This window comes from Ignavibacteria bacterium (genome assembly GCA_013177855.1).
Lineage (GTDB): Bacteria > Bacteroidota > Ignavibacteria > Ch128b > Ch128b > Ch128b.
The window spans coordinates 460435-482158 of sequence record JABLYA010000001.1; the positions used below are offsets into that span (position 1 = coordinate 460435).

Sequence of the window (21724 nt, forward strand, 5' to 3'; positions counted from 1 at the left end):
AAAGTTAAAAGAGAGGGACATGAATGAAATTACAAACGAATTTCTTTATTATTTTTTGCTGATTTATAAATAGCTTCAATTAACTTTATTCTCAAAACGGCTTCGTGAATTGTAGAGACCCAGTTTCCTAAGCCATTTACAGCAGCAAAAAAGTGTTTCAATTCATTTTCATAAGACTTTAAATAAAGATTTGAAGATGAACTACGGTGTGAATTAGTTAATTCCATTTGGGAGGTTCCAATTTGTTTGAAAATCCTTAAGGGATTTAGTAGACCAACACCATCAACACCGAATAAATTGAAATAAAAAAACTCATTTTCACTGCTTAAAATCCAGCTGACCTCAAAGTTTATTACCTGATCATCTTTTGTTTTAATCATTGCGACTGCAGAATCCTCAACATTTTTAGTTGTATGGAAGAAATTATAAGCACATACAGAATAAACTTCTGGATAATTTAACATCCACATGGCAAGGTCAATAATATTTATTGCCAGATCCATTATAACTCCACCGCCTGCATAATTTTTATTAACAAACCATGACTGGGCGGAACTTCGTGGTCTGAACCATCCTGTGCGTACTAAATATGGTTTCCCAAATTCATTTGCTTCAACTAGACTTTTCAAAAGCATTGCATCAGGACGAAATCTCGTATTAAAACCAACCATTAAATTTGTATTATTTTTTTCTAATACTTTTCTTAATTCTTCAGCTTCTTTATACGATCGTGTAACTGGTTTTTCAACAAACAAATTTTTACAATATTGACTTGCGTATTCAGCAATTTCTTTGTGAGTATTTGTTGGAGTTAAGATCATTACTGCGTCAAATTCATTTTCCTCGAAGAATCTGGTTAAGTCATCATAGGTTTTTTTTTATATCATACTTTTCTTTAATGATAGAGAGTTTTCTTTTGTCAATATCACATATCGCTTCAATTTCAACATTATTTAGTTTCTTAAGAATTGGCAGATGAATAATTTGAGCTACCGCTCCACATCCAATAATGCCGACCTTAATTTGTTTTTTCATAAATAAACCTAGTTATTTTCTGAAAAATGTTTATGCAACGAATGTAATTCAGCTCTTACTTTAGCAGCGATTCCTTTAGGATCAATTCCTAGCATAGCATGCAGTTCTTGCTGTGTTCCATGATCAATAAATTGATCCGGCAGACCAACCAACTCTATATCATTTTTAGCATCCACTTTAGCTGCAAACTCTAACACTGCAGAACCTAATCCGCCAATAATCGTATTTTCTTCAAGAACAAAAATCTTTTCAAATCGTTTGAAAATATCTAATAATAATTCTTCATCAAGCGGTTTTACAAATCTCATATTAACTACTTCACAATAGATATCATCTTTGGCTAAATTCTCCGCTGCAATGTTTGCGTAATTTACCATACTTCCAATTGCGAGCAATGCAACATCATTTCCTTGTCTTAAAATTTCTCCTTTGCCTATTGGGATTTTTTCAAATTCTTTTTTGATTGGCACTCCCAACGCACTACCTCGTGGATATCTTAAAGCTATTGGGCCTTTTCGATATTCAATGGCAGTATATAACATATTTCTAAGTTCTGCTTCATCCTTTGGCGCCATTAGTACCATTCCGGGGATTAATCTTAAATAAGTAAGATCAAATGCACCATGGTGGGTTGGACCATCTGCCCCTACAAGTCCAGCTCTATCAAGGACAAAAACAACGGGTAATTTTTGAATTGCCACATCATGTATAATTTGATCAAATGCTCTTTGTAAGAAGGTAGAATAAATTGCAACAACAGGAATAATTCCTTCGGTTGCAAGTCCAGCTGCAAATGTTACCGCATGCTGTTCAGCAATACCAACATCAAAAAATCTTTCTGGAATTTCTCTTTGAAGAATATCCAGCCCAGTTCCATCAGGCATTGCTGCCGTAATGCCAACAACTTTTTCATTCATTCTGGCAATTTCAACAAGAGTTTCGCCAAAGATTTTAGTGTAGCTTGGAACATCAGATTTTTTGATTGCTTTTCCAGTAACTTTGTCAAATGGAGTTACGCCATGTAACTTTTGAGAATCCTCTTCTGCAGGTTTATATCCTTTGCCTTTCTGAGTTGTAATGTGAACTAAAATAGGACCTTTTAAGTCTTTTACGTGACGGAAAATTTTAACTAATTGTTGAATATTATGCCCATTAAATGGACCAAAATATCTAAATCCTAACGCTTCGAATAAAGCACCCGGCGTTACAATTGCTTTAATTCCACCTTCCACTCTTCCAACTACTTTTCTAATTCTATCCCCAATTTCATCAAATTTATGAGTCAGTTCCCAGACTTGGGCTTTGAACTTATTAAACTGTGGTGATGAAGTTATCTCAGTAAAATATTTTGAAAATTGCCAAACATTCGGAGCGATAGACATATTATTATCATTCAAAACAACAATTAAATCTCTTTTTTGAATACCTGCATTATTCATTGCTTCATAAACCATTCCGCCGGTCATTGCACCATCGCCGACAATGGCAACAACTTTAAATTTTTCATTCAAGAAATCTCGAGCCGTTGCAATTCCGAGTGCAGCAGAAATTGCAGTGCTTGCATGACCCGCTCCAAAAACATCATATTCACTTTCTGTTCTTTTTAGAAATCCACTGATTCCACCAAATTGTCGAATTGTTTTAAGTGCCTCTCTCCTGCCTGTAATTATCTTATGTGGGTATGCTTGATGACCTGTATCCCAGACAAGTTTATCATAGGGCGTGTTAAAAACATAGTGCAGAGCAACTGTTAACTCAACTGCGCCCAGACCAGCACCTAAATGTCCTCCTGTTTTAGAGACAACATCAATCATATAATCACGGATTTCTTCACAGACAAATTTTAATTCTGTAACAGGAATATTTTTCAAATCTGCCGGGGAATCGATTTTCGTGAGATATTTATATTCTTTCATTCTTCCTCTTCACCATTATTTTCCAATTTAGTTTTTTTAATCATTCCATTTAGTTCACGCTTGAGCTGATTCACTTTCAACTCAGCTTGATTAAGAGTTTCAAGCAATCTTTTCGAGAGAATTACACCCTCTTCGAAAAGTTTTAATGATTCTTCCAGAGTAATGTCTCCTGATTCCAATTTGAGAGCGATTTCCTCGAGTCTTTCAAAATCTTTTTCAAAAGATGATTTCGATTTAGCCATTGATCTTTACCTTCCCGTCATAAAATTCAATTTCTGTTGAATAGTTTTGAGCGAACAAGCTCTTTCTCGAAATAATTTTATCGTTTTGTCTGACAATTGCAAACCCTTTTGATAAAGTAAGTTTCGGATCAGACAGGTTAATTGTATTTTCAAGTTTTCTTAATAATTGTTTTTTATCGTTCAAAAAGTTTTGAATTGATTGATTAAATCTAAAAAAAGTGAAATCAAATTTTTGCTGATTGTTATTTAATAGTGATTCAGGCAGCACAAAAGAGTAACTCCTTAACTGACCGTATAAATTTTCCTTTTTTCTTCTCAAAAAATCTTTTATCAATTTATAGAGCGCCTCGTCGTATTCATTTAACAATTCAACTAATTGTTCAAGTCTTGGAGTTACAAGTTCAGCAGCTGCAGTGGGTGTTGCTGCTCTCAAGTCAGCGACAAAATCAGCAATTGTAAAATCAACTTCGTGACCAATCCCTGTTACAATTGGGATTTTAGAACGAAAAATGGCTCTCGCAGTAACTTCTTCATTAAATGCCCAGAGATCTTCTAAAGAACCTCCTCCACGACAGAGAATTATAACATCAACATCGCCATATTCATTCATTAAATCTAAAGCATTTGAAATTTCGTTTGCTGCGCCCTCACCCTGAACAGAAGTATGCGCTAAAACAACTTCAACTACTGGAAATCTTCGCCTGATTACAGCCAAAACATCCCGCAATGCTGCACCATCTTTGCTTGTAACTATGCCTATTCTTGAAGGAATTTTGGGTATTGGTTTTTTAAATCTCTCATCAAATAATCCTTCTGCGGCTAATTTTCTTTTGAGAGCTTCAAAGGCAATCTGTAATTCACCTACTCCGAGCGGTTTCATTGAAGAAACTTCAATCTGATAACTGCCTCTTGGCTCGTAAACATTTATTCTTCCAGTTACAATTATCTTCATTCCATCTTGTGGAGTGAAGAAAACATAAGAATTCAATCCACGCCACATTACGCAGCTTATCTGAGAATTCTCATCTTTAAGCGAAAAATACCAGTGACCTGATTGATATGCTTTAAAGTTAGAGATCTCACCGACAACTGTAATGTAATCAAAACTTGTCTCTAAAAGGATTTTGATTTCTCTATTAATCTCGGAGACAGAATAAATTTTTGCTTGATTTACCATTTAAATTTTGCTGTTTGTGTAAACAAATTACAAAAATTGATTTTGTTAGAAAAACGATCGATGGTCAAGAGGTTAAAACCTTACGCTTACTCCAAGAGTTGGGAAAATCGGTAATTGATATGTTTCTCTTCGTTTTAGATTCAAATTAGCATCAATATAGTAATCGTACCCAACTACATTTTTACGATTATAGACATTTATTACATCTAAGTAGAATAACCAGTTTAATCTCCAGAATTTAGTGTAATAAGATAACCTTAAGTCCAATCGATGATAGTCTGGTCTACGAGCATTATAAAAATTTGGATCTAATCCATAGTCAATATTAAATAAAACTTCTTTTGGTGCATTTGGATTTAAATTAAATTTAGTCGCTATCTCAGGAGTCTCGGGTGAACCATCTCCATCTAAATCCTTAAGAACTATCCTCGGTTTGATTCCAATCGGCTCAGTGTAAGGCAAACCACTTGAATAATTCCATCTTATGCCGACTTCAACTTTTTCAGAGAATTTGTAATTCATAACGAAATTAAAATTATGTCTTTGTTCAAATCTAAATGGAATTGTTTTCCCTAGTTCATTTCGTGTGGAATAAGACAACGAATAAGATATCCAGCCGTCAATTCGGTCAGTTACGCTTTTATTAATTTTAGCTAAAAAGATTTCCCATCCATAAGATCTACCGGTTGAATTATTAACAGGAATTGAAGTCGCAGAGTCTGACTGAATAGCAACTGGTTGTGTCCATGACGATAAATATCTTGGATCGGTTCCTAAAATTGGTTGAGTAATAAATTGAGTACCTTTTACTTTTAAAGGAACAATTAAATTTCTAAAATCTTTCAAATAAACTTCTGTCTTGAACTGCCATTGAGGAGTTAGATATCTTTCAAAACTTAAAATATAATGAATTGACTTTTCAGCATTAAGATTATCAGTGTATTTTCTGGAAAAATCAAAGAGAACATTCTGGTCTCTTAATTTTTCGTAGCCTGGCGATTGATAATAATGACCGTAAAACGCTCGAATTGTTGTAATGTCATTAAGAGCGAACGATAAACCAATACGAGGAGAAATGTAGCTTTTCCGTAAAATATCATAGTAGTCAAGTCTCAAACCTGGAGAAAGGAAAATTTTATTTGATGAAAACAGAGATAAGTTCGATTGACCATACAATCTGAAGCGCCAGTAATCTAAATTTGATTTAAACTTATCAAGTACACTCCTGAAGCTGGAAAATGAATTTAGGATAGCTTTAAGTTGAGGATCGAGTTGGATATCAAATTTTATTTCTGTAGTCATATAGTCAAATCCAGCGCCAAACTCGAAATTATTTTTACCTGAATAGAAAAGAATTCTATCTTCAATCGAATATTTTCTGAAATCAAATAAAGAATTAAACGAAAAGTTTAAAAGAAAGGGATAGAGTGTATCGCTTATTTCTCCGCTAAAATCTTCTCGATTTAACGTAGGATCTAAAAACTTTGAGTCAAAATTTGTCTCACCTTTATTATTGTAAAAAGAAAGAATTAACTTATTACTAAAATTTCTTGATGCATATTGATAAGAAATTACAGAAAGATTATTGAATGATTGATCGTTAATTCCAAGACTATCAGGAGAAACTCTTTTTCCATTTGTAATTAATGCAACTCCATCTCTCGAGTAAAGACTAGTAAACGAAACTTTATGTCCAGCAGATGGAAAAGTTGAAATCTGAAATTGAAAATCATAAAAATTTGGGAATGAGAAATCACCTTTTATTAAACCGGCGCGTTTAACAAATGGTTCAAGCAAAAGATCATAGTAAGTTCTTCTTGAATTAAATATCCAGCTTCCTTCTAAACCAAAAGGATTTTTGCCTTCAAAAACAACATTCGCATTTGTCAAATTTATGTTAACATTACCGGAAAAGAATTTACTTCTCGCGCCATCTCTATTTGAAACTTCAAGTACTGCTGAAAGTCTATCACCATATCGGGCTGGGAAACCACCTGTAATTAAATTTATATCTTCAACCGTTTCAGGATTAAACATACTTATTGTACCGTACAAACGATAAGGATTGAATACTTCTACATCATTAAAAATAATAAGATTTTGATCAGGACCGCTTCCACGAATTATCAATTGTGAAGAAAAATCATTAATTGAAGAAACACCCGGCAACGCTTGAAGAGTTCTCATAATATCTTCACCAGCGCCGGGTAAAATTTTTGCTGCTTTTGGCTCAATGCTAATTAAGCTTGTTCTTGCATCTTCCTGTGATTGTAGTTTAGAGGCACTAACTACAACTGATTGAATCTCAACTGCAACTTGTTTTAAGGTAATTTTTAAATCAATTGAATTCTTTTGAAGAAGATTTACTTCAAAAACTTTAGTTTCATATCCTATTGCACTTGCTTGTAATTTGTATTTAGCTGGTGGAATTTGAGTTAAAAGAAATTGACCATTCAAATCAGAGCTAGTTCCGTATTTTGTACCAAGTAAAATCAAATTCACACCAGGAATTGGTGAACCATCTTCACTTACAACTCTTCCTTTGATTTCACCAGCAATTAAAACATTAGTTAAATTTATTATAAGAATTAAAACATAGATTATTTTCATACTTACACCGAGCTTTTCGAAATAACAATAAAAAAATAAAAAAAATTCTTTTACCAAAATTTGACTTGTTAACTCTTGAAGTTTAATTTTGCTCCAACTAAAAACAAAATAACCTTTAATTCTATCCAGCGAGATAGAAAAGGAAACTAAATGAAAAAACACAAGAGTTTATCAATAACAAAAATAAAGGACCCGATTGGCTGAATAAGTCAATCGGGATTTTTTTTATATGAAAGTAAAAGCAAAAATAATGGACGAAATTGCAATCCAAAGAACAATTACCCGCCTCGCCCATGAAATTCTGGAACAGAATAAAGGAGCTGAAAATATAGCTCTTGTGGGCATACAGACACGCGGAGAATTTCTGGCAAATCGTATCAAGAATAAATTACTTGAAATTGAAGGTGTTGATGTTCCAACCGGTATTCTGAATATCACCCTTTACCGAGATGATGTTCGTGTAAAATTAAAACAACCAGAAGTTAAAGCCACCAATATTCTTTTTGATATAAATGATAAAGACATAATTCTAATTGATGATGTTCTTTACACTGGCAGAACGGTTCGTGCTGCGATGGATGCTTTAACTGATCTTGGTCGATACTCGTCAATTCAATTGCTTGTTTTAGTAGATCGAGGTCATCGTGAACTTCCGATCAAAGCAGATTTTGTTGGCAAAAATGTTCCAACATCAATTGATGAAGAAGTACGTGTAAAACTCAAAGAAGTTGATGATGAAGATGCAGTTTACTTAATACAAGTAGAAAATTAAAAGGAGAATTTAATGTTAAGTTCAAGGCACCTGCTCGGTCTTTATGGAGTTCCAAAAAAAGATATTGAATTAATTTTAGATACTGCTAAAACTTTCCGTGAAATTATTGAGAGACCAATTAAAAAAGTCCCAACTCTCCAGGGTAAAACCGTTGTAAATCTTTTCTTCGAAAGTTCAACACGAACAAGAATTTCATTTGAACTTGCAGAGAAGAGACTTTCCGCTGATGTTTTGAATTTTTCTGCATCAACCAGTTCGCTCACCAAGGGTGAGACATTAAAAGATACAGTGCGAAACATTGAAGCAATGAAAATTGATATGGTTGTAATAAGGCATTCTGCTGCTGGTTCACCTCACTATTTAACTCAGCTTATTGATGCGAATGTCATAAATGCCGGCGATGGAACTCACGAACATCCAACTCAAGCCTTACTCGATATGTATACGATCAGAGAAAAGATAGGGAGAATTGAAGGACTAAATGTATGTATTGTTGGGGATATTTCTCACAGCAGAGTTGCAATGTCAAATATTTTTGGTTTGCTTACAATGGGAGCGAATGTTGCTGTTTGTGGTCCAAAAACAATGATCCCAAAAGATATTGATAAATTAGGCGTCATGGTATTTACCAAAATTGATGATGCGATCAAATTTGCAGATGTATTGAATATTCTTCGAATTCAACTCGAAAGAGGTGCTGCATCAAACTTCCCCTCGCTTAGAGAATATCACCGACTTTTTGGAATAACAAAAGAAAGATTACTAAAGCACAAAAAAGATATTTTAATAATGCATCCAGGACCAATTAATCGCGGTGTAGAATTATCCTCTGATGTTGCTGATGGTTCAAATTCAGTCATTCTTGAACAGGTTACAAACGGTGTCGCTGTAAGAATGGCAGTGCTTTATTTAATTGGAACAAGAACAGAAGAAAATTAAACCAAAGGATTTAAGATGAAAGTACTTCTAAAAAATGCTTTTCTGATTGACCCGCAAGTAGAGTTAAATATTAAAGGAGATTTATTAATTGAAGACGGAGTAATTTCAAAAATCGATACAAGTATAAAAGAAAATGTTGATGAAATTTTTGATCTTAAAAATTTAGTGGTTGTTCCAGGTTTTGCAGATGCCCATGTTCATCTCAGAGAACCAGGCAGAGAAGATGAAGAAACTGTTCAAAGTGGAATTGAAGCTGGAATGAATGGTGGCTTTTCAGCTTTATGTTGTATGCCAAATACAGAACCAGCGATAGATTGTGCCGAAGTGGTAACATTTGTAAAAGACCGTGCTGCTAATTCACTTGTAGATGTATATCCAATCGGTGCAGTGACCAAAAAAAGAGAAGGGAAAGAACTGGCATTGCTTGGTGAAATGTATGAAGCTGGAGTAGTAGGTTTTTCTGATGATGGTGATCCAATATCAACTTCAAAAATAATGAAGTATGCACTTGAATATTCTTCAATGTTCGATTTACCAATCATTGAACACTGTGAAGATAAATCGCTCACCGAAAATGGTGTGATGAATGAAAGTATCAACTCAACGAAATTCGGATTACCTCCACACCCATCGCTTGCAGAAGTAATAATCGCATTAAGAGACATTGCAATTTTAAGATACACAGGAGGTAAACTACATTTAGCTCATATTAGCGCAAAAGAAACCGTCGAAGTTCTACGATTAGCCAAAAAAGAAGGATTGAACATTACAGGCGAAGTCACACCGCATCATTTTTCTTTAACTGATGATGCAGTTGAAAACTACGACACAAATACTAAGGTCAATCCTCCATTGAGAACACAACAAGATGTAAATGCATTAATTGAAGCATTGAAAGATGGAACTATAGATATAATTGCAAGTGATCACGCTCCCCATTCAATTGAAGAAAAAGAATGGGAATACATTTACGCCCCATTTGGAATGATTGGACTTGAAACTTCCATTGGACTGACTCTGACAAAACTTTATCACAGTAAAATCCTATCAATCGAGGAAATAATTTATAAGATGTCAATTAATCCGAGAAAAATTTTTAAACTTAAAGAAGCAGTTATCAAACCAGGTGCAGCTGCAAATCTTACAATACTCGATTTAGAAAAAGAATGGATTGTCGACAAATTTTCTTTTAAGTCAAAAAGTATTAACACACCATTTCATGGTTGGAAATTAAAAGGAAAATCAGCAGGGGTAATCAATAATTCAAAATTTTTCTTTGAGAATAAATTAATAGATTTGATTTGAAAATTTTGAAAGTGATTTAATTTAAAAGCTTATGAAAAGAAATAGCGTAGCTTTAGTTCTTGGCAGTGGTGGAGCAAGAGGTTTAGCTCATATTGGTGTAATTAAAGCACTCACCAGATTTAAGATTCCAATTGATCTTGTGATTGGTACAAGTATGGGTGCATTTATTGGCGGATTTTTTTGCAAAGGATACACTCCTGAAGAAATGATTAAAATTGCATTGAGTGTTGATAAACTTTTTACTTTAAAAATGTTAATTCCAACTTTTCCAAAATTTGGAATTATTGATCCAGAAAAAATTAAAAATTACCTGAAACAATATTTAGGCAACATAAAAATCGAAGAACTCGATTTACCTTTTTTTGCTGTCTCAACCGATCTGATTTCAGGCAGAGAAATTATTTTCAACACTAACTCACTTATTGATGCAATTGTATCATCTGTAGCAGTTCCGGGATTAATAAAACCTCATTACTATCAAAAAAGATATTTTGTGGACGGCGGACTTGTAAATCCTTTACCTGTGAGTGTCGCTTATAAATTAAAAGCAAAATATATCATTGCGGTCAATGTGACTAAATCACCTGTTAAGATTAAACTAAATTCTATCAAAAGTCCTGATAGATTTGATCTGTTCATAAAAAAATTAAAACAAAGTGATTTTGTCTCAAGGATATCAGATATTCTGCCAGACAAATTTTTCTCAAATTTCTTTGATGAAAGACAAAAGGATATTGAACCAGAATATCCAGGAATGCTTCAGACACTCCTTCAAAGTTTTTCAATTATGGAAAATCAACTCGTCAATCTTTATCTGAGATATTACCCTCCTCACATAATAATCAATCCACCGATACAAGATTTTAATATGCTTGAATTCTTTCGATCAAAAGAATTAATCGAATTGGGCGAAAAAGCAACTCTGCCTAAAATCCCTCAAATCAAAAAAGATTTAAAGAAATTGCAAATTATCTGAACTGATTAAACTTATTTTGAAAATCTAAATTAGAACTCAAAGAAAGACATGCATTTCTTATTAAAAGAATGAAAGATGGAATTTTACCCAACTGCAGAGATTTAGTAGAAAATTCTCTTTGATTCGATTTTATCAATAATCAAAAATTGAATTCTTAAAAATCAACCCAATAAAAATTTTTAAGTTTATTTAAAAAATGGTGGTCAACTTTGTTTAATAAAAAGAAAGTTGTGCGGGCAAGAATTACTAGACTTATAGAGAAAAGATAAAAGAAGAGAGGGAGGCAATTTTTTTAATGGGGGGTTAAGGCTGTATTGGGCAAGTTTTAGGTGGGCTTCCTCCCTCTCTCTTATTCATTAAGGGCTACACTCAATTTTAACTTCTGTAAAAAACTTTTTCAATTAAACCCTTTACAGTTTCAATTACAAATAATTTGTAATTTTATTCTGTCAAACAAATTTTTGGAGAACTAATGTCTACTCAAACTTATATCGAATTATTTTTAAAAGCAAGTAAAACCTTACAAGAATATAAAAATTCTTTTCCTGAATATAAGGCACACAAAACCCTGCAACTAAACAGCAAGCAGGAAAAGATTCTTTTAAAACTTTGCAAGAGACTTTTCAATACTTATCCAACATTCCATCCAAATTATATCGGGCAGATGATAAAACCACCAGTGGATTTAGCAACGCTCAGTTATTCCATCGCTTTATTTTACAACTCAAACAATCATGCTTTGGACGGAGGACCTGAAACAAGCTACCTCGAAAAAGAAGCTATTGAGCAATTAGCTCAAATGATTGGATATAAAAAATTCCTTGGGCATCTCACTTCTGGCGGTACTATGGCTAATCTTGAAGGGTTGTGGATTTCAAAACTCGTAACTCAAAATAAAAAGTTTGCAATATGTGAAAATGCACACTACACGCATACAAGGCTTTCTCAAGTTCTTGATTTTCAATCTGAATTAGTCCCGATGAATAAAGAAGGTAAAATGAATTTAGGTTATCTATATGAATTATTGAAGAAAGAAAAGATCGGGACAGTGATTGCAACTTTGGGTACGACTGGATTAGGTGCTCTTGATGAAATAGATGAAATACTAAAACTTAAAAATACATTTAATTTTAGATTACATATTGATGCTGCATATGGTGGATATTTTAAAATTCTTGCAAACAACAAATCAGATCTCATAAATCGAAAAATTTTTGATTCAATGAATATGTCGGATAGCGTTGTCATCGATCCGCATAAGCACGGACTTCAACCATACGGCTGCGGAAGTATTATTTTCAAGGATCCTTCAGTTGGAAAATTTTATAAACACGATTCACCATATACATATTTTACTTCAAAGGAATTACATCTCGGTGAAGTTACTCTTGAATGTTCAAGACCTGGAGCTTCTGCTTCAGCGTTATGGGCAACACTTCAAGCTTTTCCTTTGAAAGGCAAAAAAGGAATGCACAACATTTTAGAACTGACACGAAAAGCATCGCTAAAATTTTATGAATTACTAACAAACAGTGATTACTTTACACCGCTCTTAAAACCTGAACTCGACATTGTAAATTATTTTCCAAAATTTAATTCAACATCCGAAATAAGTAAACTGAGTGAAATTCTTTTTAATAAATGGATGAAAAATAAAAATTACCCGATTTATGTTTCAAAGTATAGATTAAATTCTAAATTCTTCAAAATGCTCTTTCCTGAAATAAAACAAAACTCAAAAGAAGTTATTATTCTAAGATCTGTCTTGATGAAACCTGAACATTATTATTACATTAAGGATATTTTTGAGGAGATGGAGAGAAGTGCGAAAAATATTTTCGATAAATTGAAATAATTCATGATAATATCAAATTATGATAAGAGAAGAGAGATTGTTTTATAGTTTATAGACACGTTATGTGATTAAAATTTTTTATATCCCTGCAATCGCATTGTCATAAATGGTAATGCTTTGCGAACAAATCATCATGAATGATGATGAAAGAGGAAAGAAATTTTTCTTTATTATTGATTTTACCTTTCATTGTTTTTAAGTTTGCTTCGCAATGAATCAGAATTCCGAAGAGAGAACGCTTATTACGAATAAGAGAGCAGAGCATGATTATTTCATTTTGAATAGATACGAAGCTGGAATTGCTCTAAAAGGGACTGAGGTTAAATCCCTCAGACAGGGAAAAGCAAATTTTCTTGATTCTTATGTTGATTTTATTAATGGTGAAGCGTATCTGGTGAATATGCATATTAGCGAGTACACTCAGGGAAATCGTTTTAATCACGAAGAGAAAAGAAAAAGGAAATTGCTTCTGAAAAAAAATGAGATACTCAAGCTCCAACAAAAAGTAAAAGAAAAAGGTTATACAGTTATTCCTTTACGCGCTTATGTTAAAAACGGTAAAATAAAAATCGAGATTGCCCTGGCAAGAGGCAAAAAAATGTATGACAAAAGAGAATCAATTGCAGAGAAAGATTTAAAACGAGAATTAGAGAGGAAGTATAAGATAAATTGAAAGCTAAATTTCCACCGCTGAACGAACAACTCGATTTAATTCAAAGAGGCACCGAAGAAATCATCCCCATCGAAGAGCTTGAAATTAAAATAAAAAGATCAATTGAAACGGGAATTCCTTTAAATGTAAAATTAGGTGCTGATCCAAGTCGTCCAGATTTACATCTTGGGCATACTGTTGTTCTAAAAAAACTCCGTCACTTTCAGGATTTAGGACATCAGGCGATTTTAATTATTGGTGATTTCACCGGAATGATTGGTGATCCAACTGGAAGAAGCAAAACACGTCCTCCACTTACTCTTGAAGAAACGAGAGAATTTGGTAAAACATATTTTGAACAGGCTTCAAAAGTCATTGATGGAAAGAAGGCAAAAATTGTTTATAACTCCGAATGGTTAGCTAAAATGACTTTTGAGGATGTTATAAAGCTTGCTTCCAAGTACACCGTTGCTCGAATGCTTGAGAGAGACGATTTTGAGAAGCGTTATAAAAATGGCGAACCAATTAGCATTCATGAGTTCTTGTATCCTTTAGCTCAAGCAATGGACTCAGTTGCAATTAAAGCTGATGTGGAACTTGGTGGAACGGATCAAAAATTCAATCTGCTTGTTGGGAGAGATATTCAAAGAGAATATGGGCAGGAGCCGCAAGTCATTTTGACGATGCCAATTCTTCCTGGAACTGACGGCATCGAAAAGATGAGCAAATCTCTTGATAATTACATAGGTATATCTGAGCCACCTGAAGAAATTTATGGAAAAACAATGTCTATCCCCGACTCATTGATTTATACTTACTTTGAACTCGTAACAGATGTAAACAAAGAAGAGCTAATGAAAATCAAACAACAACTTTCTGATCCATCAATCAATCCAAGAGATTTGAAAAGAAAACTCGCTCGTACAATTGTTGAACAATATTATTCTAAGGAAGCTGCTCATCAGGCAGAAGAAAACTTTGATAAAATTTTTGTAAGAAAAGAAATTCCTGAAGAAGTGAATGAAGTTTTTATAGATAAAGCTTCAGCTTCAAACATAATTTCACTGCTTCGAGCCGTTGGTGCTGCACCATCTAACAGTGAAGCAAGAAGACTTGTTGAACAAGGTGGTGTTTCAATCAACGGTGAAAAAATCTCAAATGTTAATGCTCAACTTCAAATCCAAAATGAATCAATCTTAAAAGTAGGTAAACGTAAATTTTATAAATTAATAATTAAATAGAGGAGGAAATTAAAATTGTTCGTACCGACAAGAGTATTTTTCACTAAAGGTGTTGGAAGACACAAAGAATATCTTCAATCATTCGAGCTTGCATTAAGAAGCGCTGGAATAGAAAAATGCAATCTTGTTTCTGTTTCAAGTATTTATCCTCCAGGCTGCAAAAGAATTCCTGCACAAGAAGGATTAAAGTTACTTCAACCAGGTCAAATTACCTTTTGTGTTATGGCAAGAAACGCCACAAACGAACCCAATCGATTAATCGCTGCATCAATTGGTGTTGCAATTCCAGCTGATGAAACTCAATACGGATATCTTTCTGAGCATCATCCTTACGGTGAGACTGACAGCAAAGCTGGTGAATACGCTGAAGATCTTGCTGCAACAATGTTAGCTACAACCTTAGGAATTGATTTTGATCCTGAAACAGCCTGGAGTGAACGAGAAAATATTTATAAAATGTCTGGAAAAATTATCCGCACATTTAATATAACCCAGTCGGCTGAAGGCGATAAAAACGGACTCTGGACAACAGTTATCGCTGCTGCTATTTTTCTTCCTTAACAAAAAATTTCGATAGCTGGAATACCAATCCAACGAGTATTCCAGCTATCATTGGTTCAAACTCAATTCTTGCTAAATTCATCTCTCTTGCCAAAAACATACTCAAAGAAACTAAGGTTACAAAAATCGATTGATAAATCGTTAGTTGCGAGTTTAATCTGAATTTTTCATAGTAAGAACCCACAACCGGAAAAAGTAATCCAGGAATAAATATCGATCCAATTGTATACCATAAATCAATAACTGACGGAATAAGTATCGCAAGTATTGATGATATTATTATTGTAAGTATTAAACCTAACCTAACGAGAAAAACTTCGTTGTATTTCTTTCTTGAAAGTTTGTTTAAGATATCATTACCAAAAGTTTGAGCGCTAATAAAAGCATAACTATTTAGCGTTGAGATAATCGTTGCAAGTATCGCCGAGATGAATAAACCTTTGAAAGCTTCTGGTAAAATTTTATCAGCATACACAATGTATGCGTACACCGGATTTTCAAGATCTGGTAAAAATGCTCTTGCAAAAAGTCCATTGCTTACAGTTAAAAAATCAAAAACAAACCAACAACAAACTGAAATTAATATTCCATAAAAAGCTACTTTTTCATTTTTTGCTGCATAACTTCGCTGGTGAAAACCTGGATCAACAAAAGTCCACAATCCAATAAAAAACCAGACAAGAAAATAACCAAACGAAATATTTTTGAGAGGTACTAACAACTCAGAAGGAAGATTTTCACGAAGAAAATTAAATGAACCAAAATTTTTTAAACTAAAAAACAATAGTGCAGCAAAACCAGCGAACATTAAGATAAATTGATATACATCAGTGTAAATATCTGATCGATATCCTGCAAAGAATAAATAAATACTCGAGAGCAGCAACCCTAAAACAATACCAATCCACAATGGAATATCAAAAAATATCTTAAATATCACGCCCGTCATCAAAGCATAAGGTGCAGGAGAAACAATCATCAAAATAAAAAAGGAAAGAATTATCGAAAGCTTTTTATTGTAAATCTGTTCAATTCGCTCTGGGATTGTTGTAAGATTTGTATTTCTTATTTTTTTTGAAAACAAAAAAGCAAAAAGTATTGCAAAAACATAATAAGGCAAACCCTGAGTTAACCAGGAATTAATTCCATAACGATAAGTGAATTCCCCTACTCCTAAAATTCCGCCATACCAGGTTGCCACTGTAACCATTACAAAAAGCGGCAATGAAAGATTTCTTCCGGCTAATAAAAAATCAATTTTAGAATCAACAGATTTTTTTTTCGACCAAAAGCCTATTATAAGGAGAATAAGAGCATAAAATAAAATTATTACTTTATCTAGAGCTGATAGATTAATCATACTTAAGAAAATTTTTAGTTGAACGGATCAATACTGCAAATCCATTCTTAACGATTAAACTAAAATTTTCTTTAGTTGCAACATTACTGGTACTTTCTCGCCTGCCAAACATTAAATGTTCATCATTTAACTTATATCGCAAATTCTCAGTAGTTATTTTAACCTGTGGATCAAAACATAAAATGGAGATTAATTCACCTTTTTCAGACTTAAACGAACTCTTACCCGTCACAAATTGAAGAGTCGAGTTATTGTCAACCATTACGATTTGAAAATCACTCACAAACTTTAATGCATTAGAAATATTACTTAATGTATGATCAAATCTTTTCCCGCTAAATCCAACAACGAAAATTTTATTGTAGTGAAGCCTTTTACAAAGTTTAAGTGCCTTTTCAAGGTCAGTATCGCTTTGTCGTGAAAGTTTAATGATTTTAACATTATTGTTTCTATAAAACTTTAAAATTTTTGTATTTACCGAATCCAGATCTCCAATAATAAATTTTGGTAATTCACCTATTTTATAAATTGAATTGGTTCCCCCATCAGCAGCTATTAAATCTGCATTATATTTTGTTTTTATTTTTTGAAAGATCCCTTTTTGAATTGGTGACCCGTTACAATAAATAATCGCTGATTTCATCATAAAAATTTGAGAATATCTAATTATTGAATTGGAATAGAGAGCATTGAAGTAAAAAAATGGATAAAAAACGAAGGGCTGTCTAATTTATTCAGAAAAGTTGATTGATATTCTGAATGTTGAAAAATAATTAGACAGCCCTAAAAAATTAATTATTTTCTCCGCTTTCGGTTTGTTCAGTCGGAGTTTCACCGCCTGATTTTTGAGATTTTCTTTCCATTCTTACTTTTTGAATTTCATTTCTAAGCTCTTGAGCCATTCTTCTTAATTCCTGCAATGACTTTCGAAGTCTGGTTCCAGCTGCATTTTTACCTTTAACAAAGAATTTTTCGTAGTCACCCTGCATTGTGTCTATAAAGTTTTTTAATTCGTCTAATTTATTCATTGAAACCTCCAGTTTTTAGTTTTTTTGGTTAACCTTTAGCACTAATATAAGCAATAAATTAAAGATAAATTCACTTAAATCACCAATTTTTAATCTTTTTTAAACTTTTTTCGTGGAGTTTGATAAGAGTTTCCATCATTTCAGGAATTCTGCGATAAAGTCTTTTTGGTTCTCTTGGTTTTCTTTTAGCCAATGCATAAGAAGTTATGATTGGCATTGCGACAGTTGAATCGAGATAACAAACAACACTATCAGGCAATTTGTTTGGATCAACTTTTCCCCAGCTGACAGCTTCTGATGGAGTTGCACCCGAAAGCCCACCAGTGTCTGGTCTCGCATCTGTTACCTGTAGGAAATAGTCATGACCTTTTTCATCAATTGCAAGTACTTCCTGAATTTGAGGTTCAGTTTGCAGCATAAAATTCTTTGGCGAACCGCCGCCAAAAATCAGAACAGCACTTTTTCCGCCATTAATTTTAGCATTTAATACAATTGCCGCAGTTTCATTAACATCTCTGTTAACATCGAACTTAAATTTATTACCGTGCAGTGCCATTGCAGCCACATTCATTCCAATTGATGAGTCTCCTGGTGAAGAAGTATAAATAGGAACTTCATATAAATAAGCATTGGATAAAATTGAATGATGAGGAAGCCCTAATGCTTTTTCTCTTTCGTAAACAAATTTTCCGAGATGATAATGAAATTCTGCTGTGCTCATTTCTTTTTGAAATATTTCGCTTTTCAATACCTTCCGATAAAACGCATCTGTTGATAACAAAACTTTGTAATCGAACAAAATATCATAAATACGAACTACTCCTTTTTCTCTTAAATCTCTATCATCAACATTTGGAGTCCCCTTATGAAGCGAAAGCCCCAAACCAAAATGAGTATCATGATAGAGATTTGCACCAGTGCTTACAATCCAATCAACAAATCCTGCTTTTATGAGCGGAACTACACAAGTCCCGCCGAGTCCTGCTGGTGTCAATGCACCGGTTAAACTCATTCCAATTGTTACATCAGGTTCGAGCATCTTTTCAGTAAATAATCTGCAAGCGTCGGAGAGCCTTCCAGCATTATAAGCCTGGAAATAATTATCAACTAATTCTACAACACCTACATCAGGTTTAATTGGTTTTGTATTGATTTTTTTACCCGATAAATATTTTTTCTTTGACATAATCACTCCATTTTATTTCAAATTTTGTTCTAAATTGATTCAGCAACTATTTCTGCAATATCTTTAACTTGAACATTATCAGCTGCAACTTTTGCTTTAACTCCATCAGTCATCATTGTCATACAGAAAGGACAAGCAGTTGCAATTGTGTCTACATTAAGCGAAAGAGCCTCTTCGGTTCTTTCGATGTTAATTCGTTTTCCTTCTTTCTCTTCTAAAAACATTCTACCGCCGCCAGCTCCACAACAGAAACCTTTATCAAATGAACGTTTCATCTCTTTTAATTCAATTCCATTGATTGATTTTAATGTTTCTCGTGGTGAATTATAGATTTCATTATACCTGCCAAGATAACAGGAGTCATGATAAGTTAATGATTTCTTTTCATTTCCTTTCAATTGAATTTTACCATCTTTAAGCAATTGTTCAATTAACTCTGTGTGATGAATAACTTCATAATTTCCGCCAAATTGCGGATACTCATTTTTAAGTGAATGATAACAATGAGGACACGCTGTTAGAATTTTCTTAACGCCATATTTCTCAAGCGTTTGAATATTCTCTTTCATCAAAATCTGAGCAAGGTATTCATTACCCAATCTTCTTGCAGCATCGCCATTACACTTTTCTTCACTACCTAGAATTTTAAAATCAATCCCTGCTGATTTTAGAATTTTTACAATTGAGCGACTGACTTTTTTATATCTTTCGTCGAATGAGCCAGCGCAACCAACCCAGAAGAGTAATTCTGGTGAATTGTCTTCTGAAGCAATTTTCACATCTAAACCTTCAGCCCATTGTGCCCTGTCTGTGTAACTGAAAGCCCAGGGAGTGAAATTTGTTTCGAGATTTCTAAAAACAACATTTAATTCAGAAGGGAAATTTGCTTCGGTCAATACAAGTCCCCGTCGTAAATCTACGATCGTATCAATATGTTCAATCATTACAGGACACTCAGTCACACAGGCGTTGCAAGTTGTACAAGCCCAAATTTCTTCATCCGTGATATAATTATGAATTAAAGTTTTTGTCTGAATATTCTGATCTTCAGGATAGAAAATCTTATCATGAAGTCTTTGCCGAACATCCATAATTATCTTTCGTGGTGATAGAGCTTTACCGGTGTAATTAGCAGGACATGCAGCAGTACACCTGCCGCATTCTGTACAGGTATATCCATCGAATAACTGTTTCCAGCTTAAATGTTCTACATCGAGAGCACCAAATGTTGTAAGCGATTCGTCCTCGAGATTAATTGGTTTAAGAGTATTTTTCTCAGGTTTAAGTTTAGCAAAGAAAACATTTGGAATCGAAGTTAATACATGGAGATGTTTTGAATAAGGAAGATAATTTAAGAAAATCAAAATTGTAACGATGTGTATCCACCAAAAGTATTCAAAATTGATATAACTTTTTTTGATTTCTAAGCTTTCTCTTAAAAAGTCACTAAAAAATCGAAAAGAATAAATGTCCCAATGAGGACTATGAATGTTTTGTCCAAACATTGAAACGATCACAATAGTAATTAGAGTCAGAATAAAGGCTGCATCAAGATTTCCATCTTTTTCGGAGTGAAGTCTTTTTATTTTAAAGACAAACCTTCTTAAAACTGCTATCAAAACACCGACCAAAACTAAAACACCAAAAAGGTCTTGAGTAAACGTAATTAATGTGTAAATTCCTTTTAGAAAATTAAAAGAAAATGAAGGAACAAATCCCTGGATAATTGATTCGATTACAACAATTAGCAAAACACAAAATCCCCAGAAAATAAAAGCATGCATCAAACCTGCTACAGGCTCTCTTAATAATTTCGACTGACCAAGTGCAACGACAAATACATTTTTAAGTCTTTCCAAAATTCTATCAAAACGATTTTCTGGTTTACCAAGCAATAAACTTTTGTAAAGTTTTCTTACACTATGAATAAAAATACCAAAGGCAATAATTAAGGTGATTGCAAAAATGAGTGCTTTCATAACAGCCTCAATTTTTTGTAAGATGTTTTAATAGAAAATCTATTGTTCGAGCCTTTACCTGCTCAAATTGGGGATTCGAACCCTGATAAGGATGGACAATATTAAATGTATGTCCAGCTGATGGAATTATTACAAGCTCAGTTAAGTTTTTATTACTCGATTCATAGAGCTGATACGCCTCACTAATTGGGACTGTTAAATCCTGATCACCGTGAACAATTAAGATTGGAATATTAATCTTAGAAATACAATCTAAAAGATTAAATCTTTCTCTATTTTGTTCAAAATCATCGAGTAAAATTTTATTTAATCGCATAATTTGATTGGTTCGAGTATTGGTGACTTCAAGGTATCCTTGCTTTTTCCATAATTCGACTTGATGTTTTGTGTATCTTTCAAAAGTTGCAATTGTACCCCAGAGAGCAAGAGCTTTTAAGTTTGGATGCTTTTGATTTTCAATGGCTTCTTTAGTTTGTATCAGTGCAATTGCGCCACCTCTTGAATGACCAATTAAACCAATTGAATTATATTTTCCTTCAAATCCAAATCCACCATGATTATAAAAACTAATTAATTCATCAAGTTCAGAGACTTCGAGTGAGATTGTATTGTTCGCAAACTTTTCAAGTTCTGTAAATTCAAATGGATTTTCGCCAATACCATTGTGCGAAAAGTTAAATGTAACAACGAAAAAACCATTATCCGCAAGCTCTTGAGCAAAAAAGGGAACATAACCCCAATCTTTGAAACCTTTAAATCCATGAATTATGAATACACATGGCAAATTTTCAGGATTTTCATTATAGAAAATTGTACCTCTTATCAAATTATTTTTTGAAGTAGTGAAGCGAAAATCTTTTTTCATATCAATGTTTTACAAAATTTTTTCA

General features: G+C 33.3%; 20 protein-coding genes. 8 read left to right on the top strand and 12 right to left on the bottom strand.

From position 1 onward, the window contains the following. Positions 1 to 29: 29 nt before the first annotated feature. The 6 genes from HPY57_01995 to HPY57_02020 all read right to left on the bottom strand — a co-directional run bounded on the left by HPY57_01995 (position 30) and on the right by HPY57_02020 (position 6980). Positions 30 to 821 carry a Gfo/Idh/MocA family oxidoreductase gene (locus HPY57_01995; GenBank protein ID NPV10549.1) on the bottom strand — a complete coding sequence of 264 codons (792 nt, stop codon included), beginning with the start codon at positions 819 to 821 and terminating at the stop codon, positions 30 to 32. A 43-nt stretch (positions 822 to 864) separates the two neighbouring features. Next, entirely contained in the window at positions 865 to 1035 is a 171-nt protein-coding gene (locus tag HPY57_02000; GenBank protein NPV10550.1) for a hypothetical protein, read from the bottom strand. 8 nt (positions 1036 to 1043) lie between these two features. Then, positions 1044 to 2951, bottom strand: a complete 1908-nt coding sequence (locus tag HPY57_02005) for a 1-deoxy-D-xylulose-5-phosphate synthase (protein ID NPV10551.1) — start codon at positions 2949 to 2951, stop codon at positions 1044 to 1046. Next, positions 2948 to 3193: an exodeoxyribonuclease VII small subunit gene (xseB, locus tag HPY57_02010; GenBank protein ID NPV10552.1), complete on the bottom strand. Its 246-nt coding sequence runs from the start codon at positions 3191 to 3193 to the stop codon at positions 2948 to 2950. The genes HPY57_02005 and xseB overlap by 4 nt, the downstream gene beginning before the upstream one ends. Then, positions 3186 to 4370, bottom strand: a complete 1185-nt coding sequence (gene xseA, locus HPY57_02015; GenBank protein ID NPV10553.1) for an exodeoxyribonuclease VII large subunit — start codon at positions 4368 to 4370, stop codon at positions 3186 to 3188. Before xseA ends, xseB begins: the two co-directional genes overlap by 8 nt. Positions 4371 to 4442: 72 nt before the next feature. Further along, positions 4443 to 6980 carry a TonB-dependent receptor gene (locus HPY57_02020; protein ID NPV10554.1) on the bottom strand — a complete coding sequence of 846 codons (2538 nt, stop codon included), beginning with the start codon at positions 6978 to 6980 and terminating at the stop codon, positions 4443 to 4445. 229 nt (positions 6981 to 7209) lie between these two features. Between HPY57_02020 and pyrR the strand changes: the two genes are divergently transcribed. From pyrR to HPY57_02060, 8 genes are all read left to right on the top strand, one after another. Continuing rightward, positions 7210 to 7752, top strand: coding sequence for a bifunctional pyr operon transcriptional regulator/uracil phosphoribosyltransferase PyrR (gene pyrR, locus HPY57_02025; GenBank protein NPV10555.1), 543 nt, complete (start codon positions 7210 to 7212; stop codon positions 7750 to 7752). 12 nt (positions 7753 to 7764) lie between these two features. Next, positions 7765 to 8691 (top strand): aspartate carbamoyltransferase catalytic subunit, encoded by a 927-nt coding sequence (locus tag HPY57_02030; protein ID NPV10556.1) that lies wholly within the window; start codon positions 7765 to 7767, stop codon positions 8689 to 8691. A gap of 15 nt (positions 8692 to 8706) precedes the next feature. After that, the gene (locus tag HPY57_02035; protein NPV10557.1) at positions 8707 to 9996 is read left to right on the top strand and encodes a dihydroorotase; all 1290 of its coding nucleotides are present in this window, start codon (positions 8707 to 8709) and stop codon (positions 9994 to 9996) included. 31 nt (positions 9997 to 10027) lie between these two features. Next, complete coding sequence (locus HPY57_02040; protein ID NPV10558.1) at positions 10028 to 10972, top strand: patatin-like phospholipase family protein; 945 nt, start codon at positions 10028 to 10030, stop codon at positions 10970 to 10972. A gap of 472 nt (positions 10973 to 11444) precedes the next feature. After that, positions 11445 to 12827 carry an aspartate aminotransferase family protein gene (locus HPY57_02045; GenBank protein ID NPV10559.1) on the top strand — a complete coding sequence of 461 codons (1383 nt, stop codon included), beginning with the start codon at positions 11445 to 11447 and terminating at the stop codon, positions 12825 to 12827. A gap of 211 nt (positions 12828 to 13038) precedes the next feature. After that, complete coding sequence (gene smpB, locus HPY57_02050; GenBank protein NPV10560.1) at positions 13039 to 13500, top strand: SsrA-binding protein SmpB; 462 nt, start codon at positions 13039 to 13041, stop codon at positions 13498 to 13500. Then, positions 13497 to 14720 (top strand): tyrosine--tRNA ligase, encoded by a 1224-nt coding sequence (locus HPY57_02055; GenBank protein ID NPV10561.1) that lies wholly within the window; start codon positions 13497 to 13499, stop codon positions 14718 to 14720. The genes smpB and HPY57_02055 overlap by 4 nt, the downstream gene beginning before the upstream one ends. Before the next feature lie 15 nt (positions 14721 to 14735). After that, the gene (locus HPY57_02060; protein ID NPV10562.1) at positions 14736 to 15281 is read left to right on the top strand and encodes an arginine decarboxylase, pyruvoyl-dependent; all 546 of its coding nucleotides are present in this window, start codon (positions 14736 to 14738) and stop codon (positions 15279 to 15281) included. On the opposite strand, the gene HPY57_02065 is transcribed toward HPY57_02060, so the two are convergent. The 6 genes from HPY57_02065 to HPY57_02090 all read right to left on the bottom strand — a co-directional run bounded on the left by HPY57_02065 (position 15265) and on the right by HPY57_02090 (position 21699). After that, positions 15265 to 16641, bottom strand: a complete 1377-nt coding sequence (locus tag HPY57_02065) for a sodium:solute symporter family protein (GenBank protein ID NPV10563.1) — start codon at positions 16639 to 16641, stop codon at positions 15265 to 15267. The two genes, HPY57_02060 and HPY57_02065, sit on opposite strands and share 17 nt — an antisense overlap. Further along, a complete protein-coding gene (locus HPY57_02070; GenBank protein NPV10564.1) occupies positions 16634 to 17287 on the bottom strand; it encodes a thiamine diphosphokinase in 654 nt (217 codons plus the stop codon). The genes HPY57_02065 and HPY57_02070 overlap by 8 nt, the downstream gene beginning before the upstream one ends. 145 nt (positions 17288 to 17432) lie before the next feature. Next, positions 17433 to 17669 carry a histone H1 gene (locus HPY57_02075; protein NPV10565.1) on the bottom strand — a complete coding sequence of 79 codons (237 nt, stop codon included), beginning with the start codon at positions 17667 to 17669 and terminating at the stop codon, positions 17433 to 17435. A 79-nt stretch (positions 17670 to 17748) separates the two neighbouring features. Then, the gene (locus HPY57_02080) at positions 17749 to 18855 is read right to left on the bottom strand and encodes a deoxyhypusine synthase (GenBank protein NPV10566.1); all 1107 of its coding nucleotides are present in this window, start codon (positions 18853 to 18855) and stop codon (positions 17749 to 17751) included. Positions 18856 to 18884: 29 nt separating this feature from the next. Continuing rightward, a complete protein-coding gene (locus HPY57_02085; GenBank protein NPV10567.1) occupies positions 18885 to 20834 on the bottom strand; it encodes a (Fe-S)-binding protein in 1950 nt (649 codons plus the stop codon). 7 nt (positions 20835 to 20841) lie between these two features. Next, complete coding sequence (locus tag HPY57_02090) at positions 20842 to 21699, bottom strand: alpha/beta fold hydrolase (protein NPV10568.1); 858 nt, start codon at positions 21697 to 21699, stop codon at positions 20842 to 20844. Positions 21700 to 21724 lie beyond the last annotated feature (25 nt).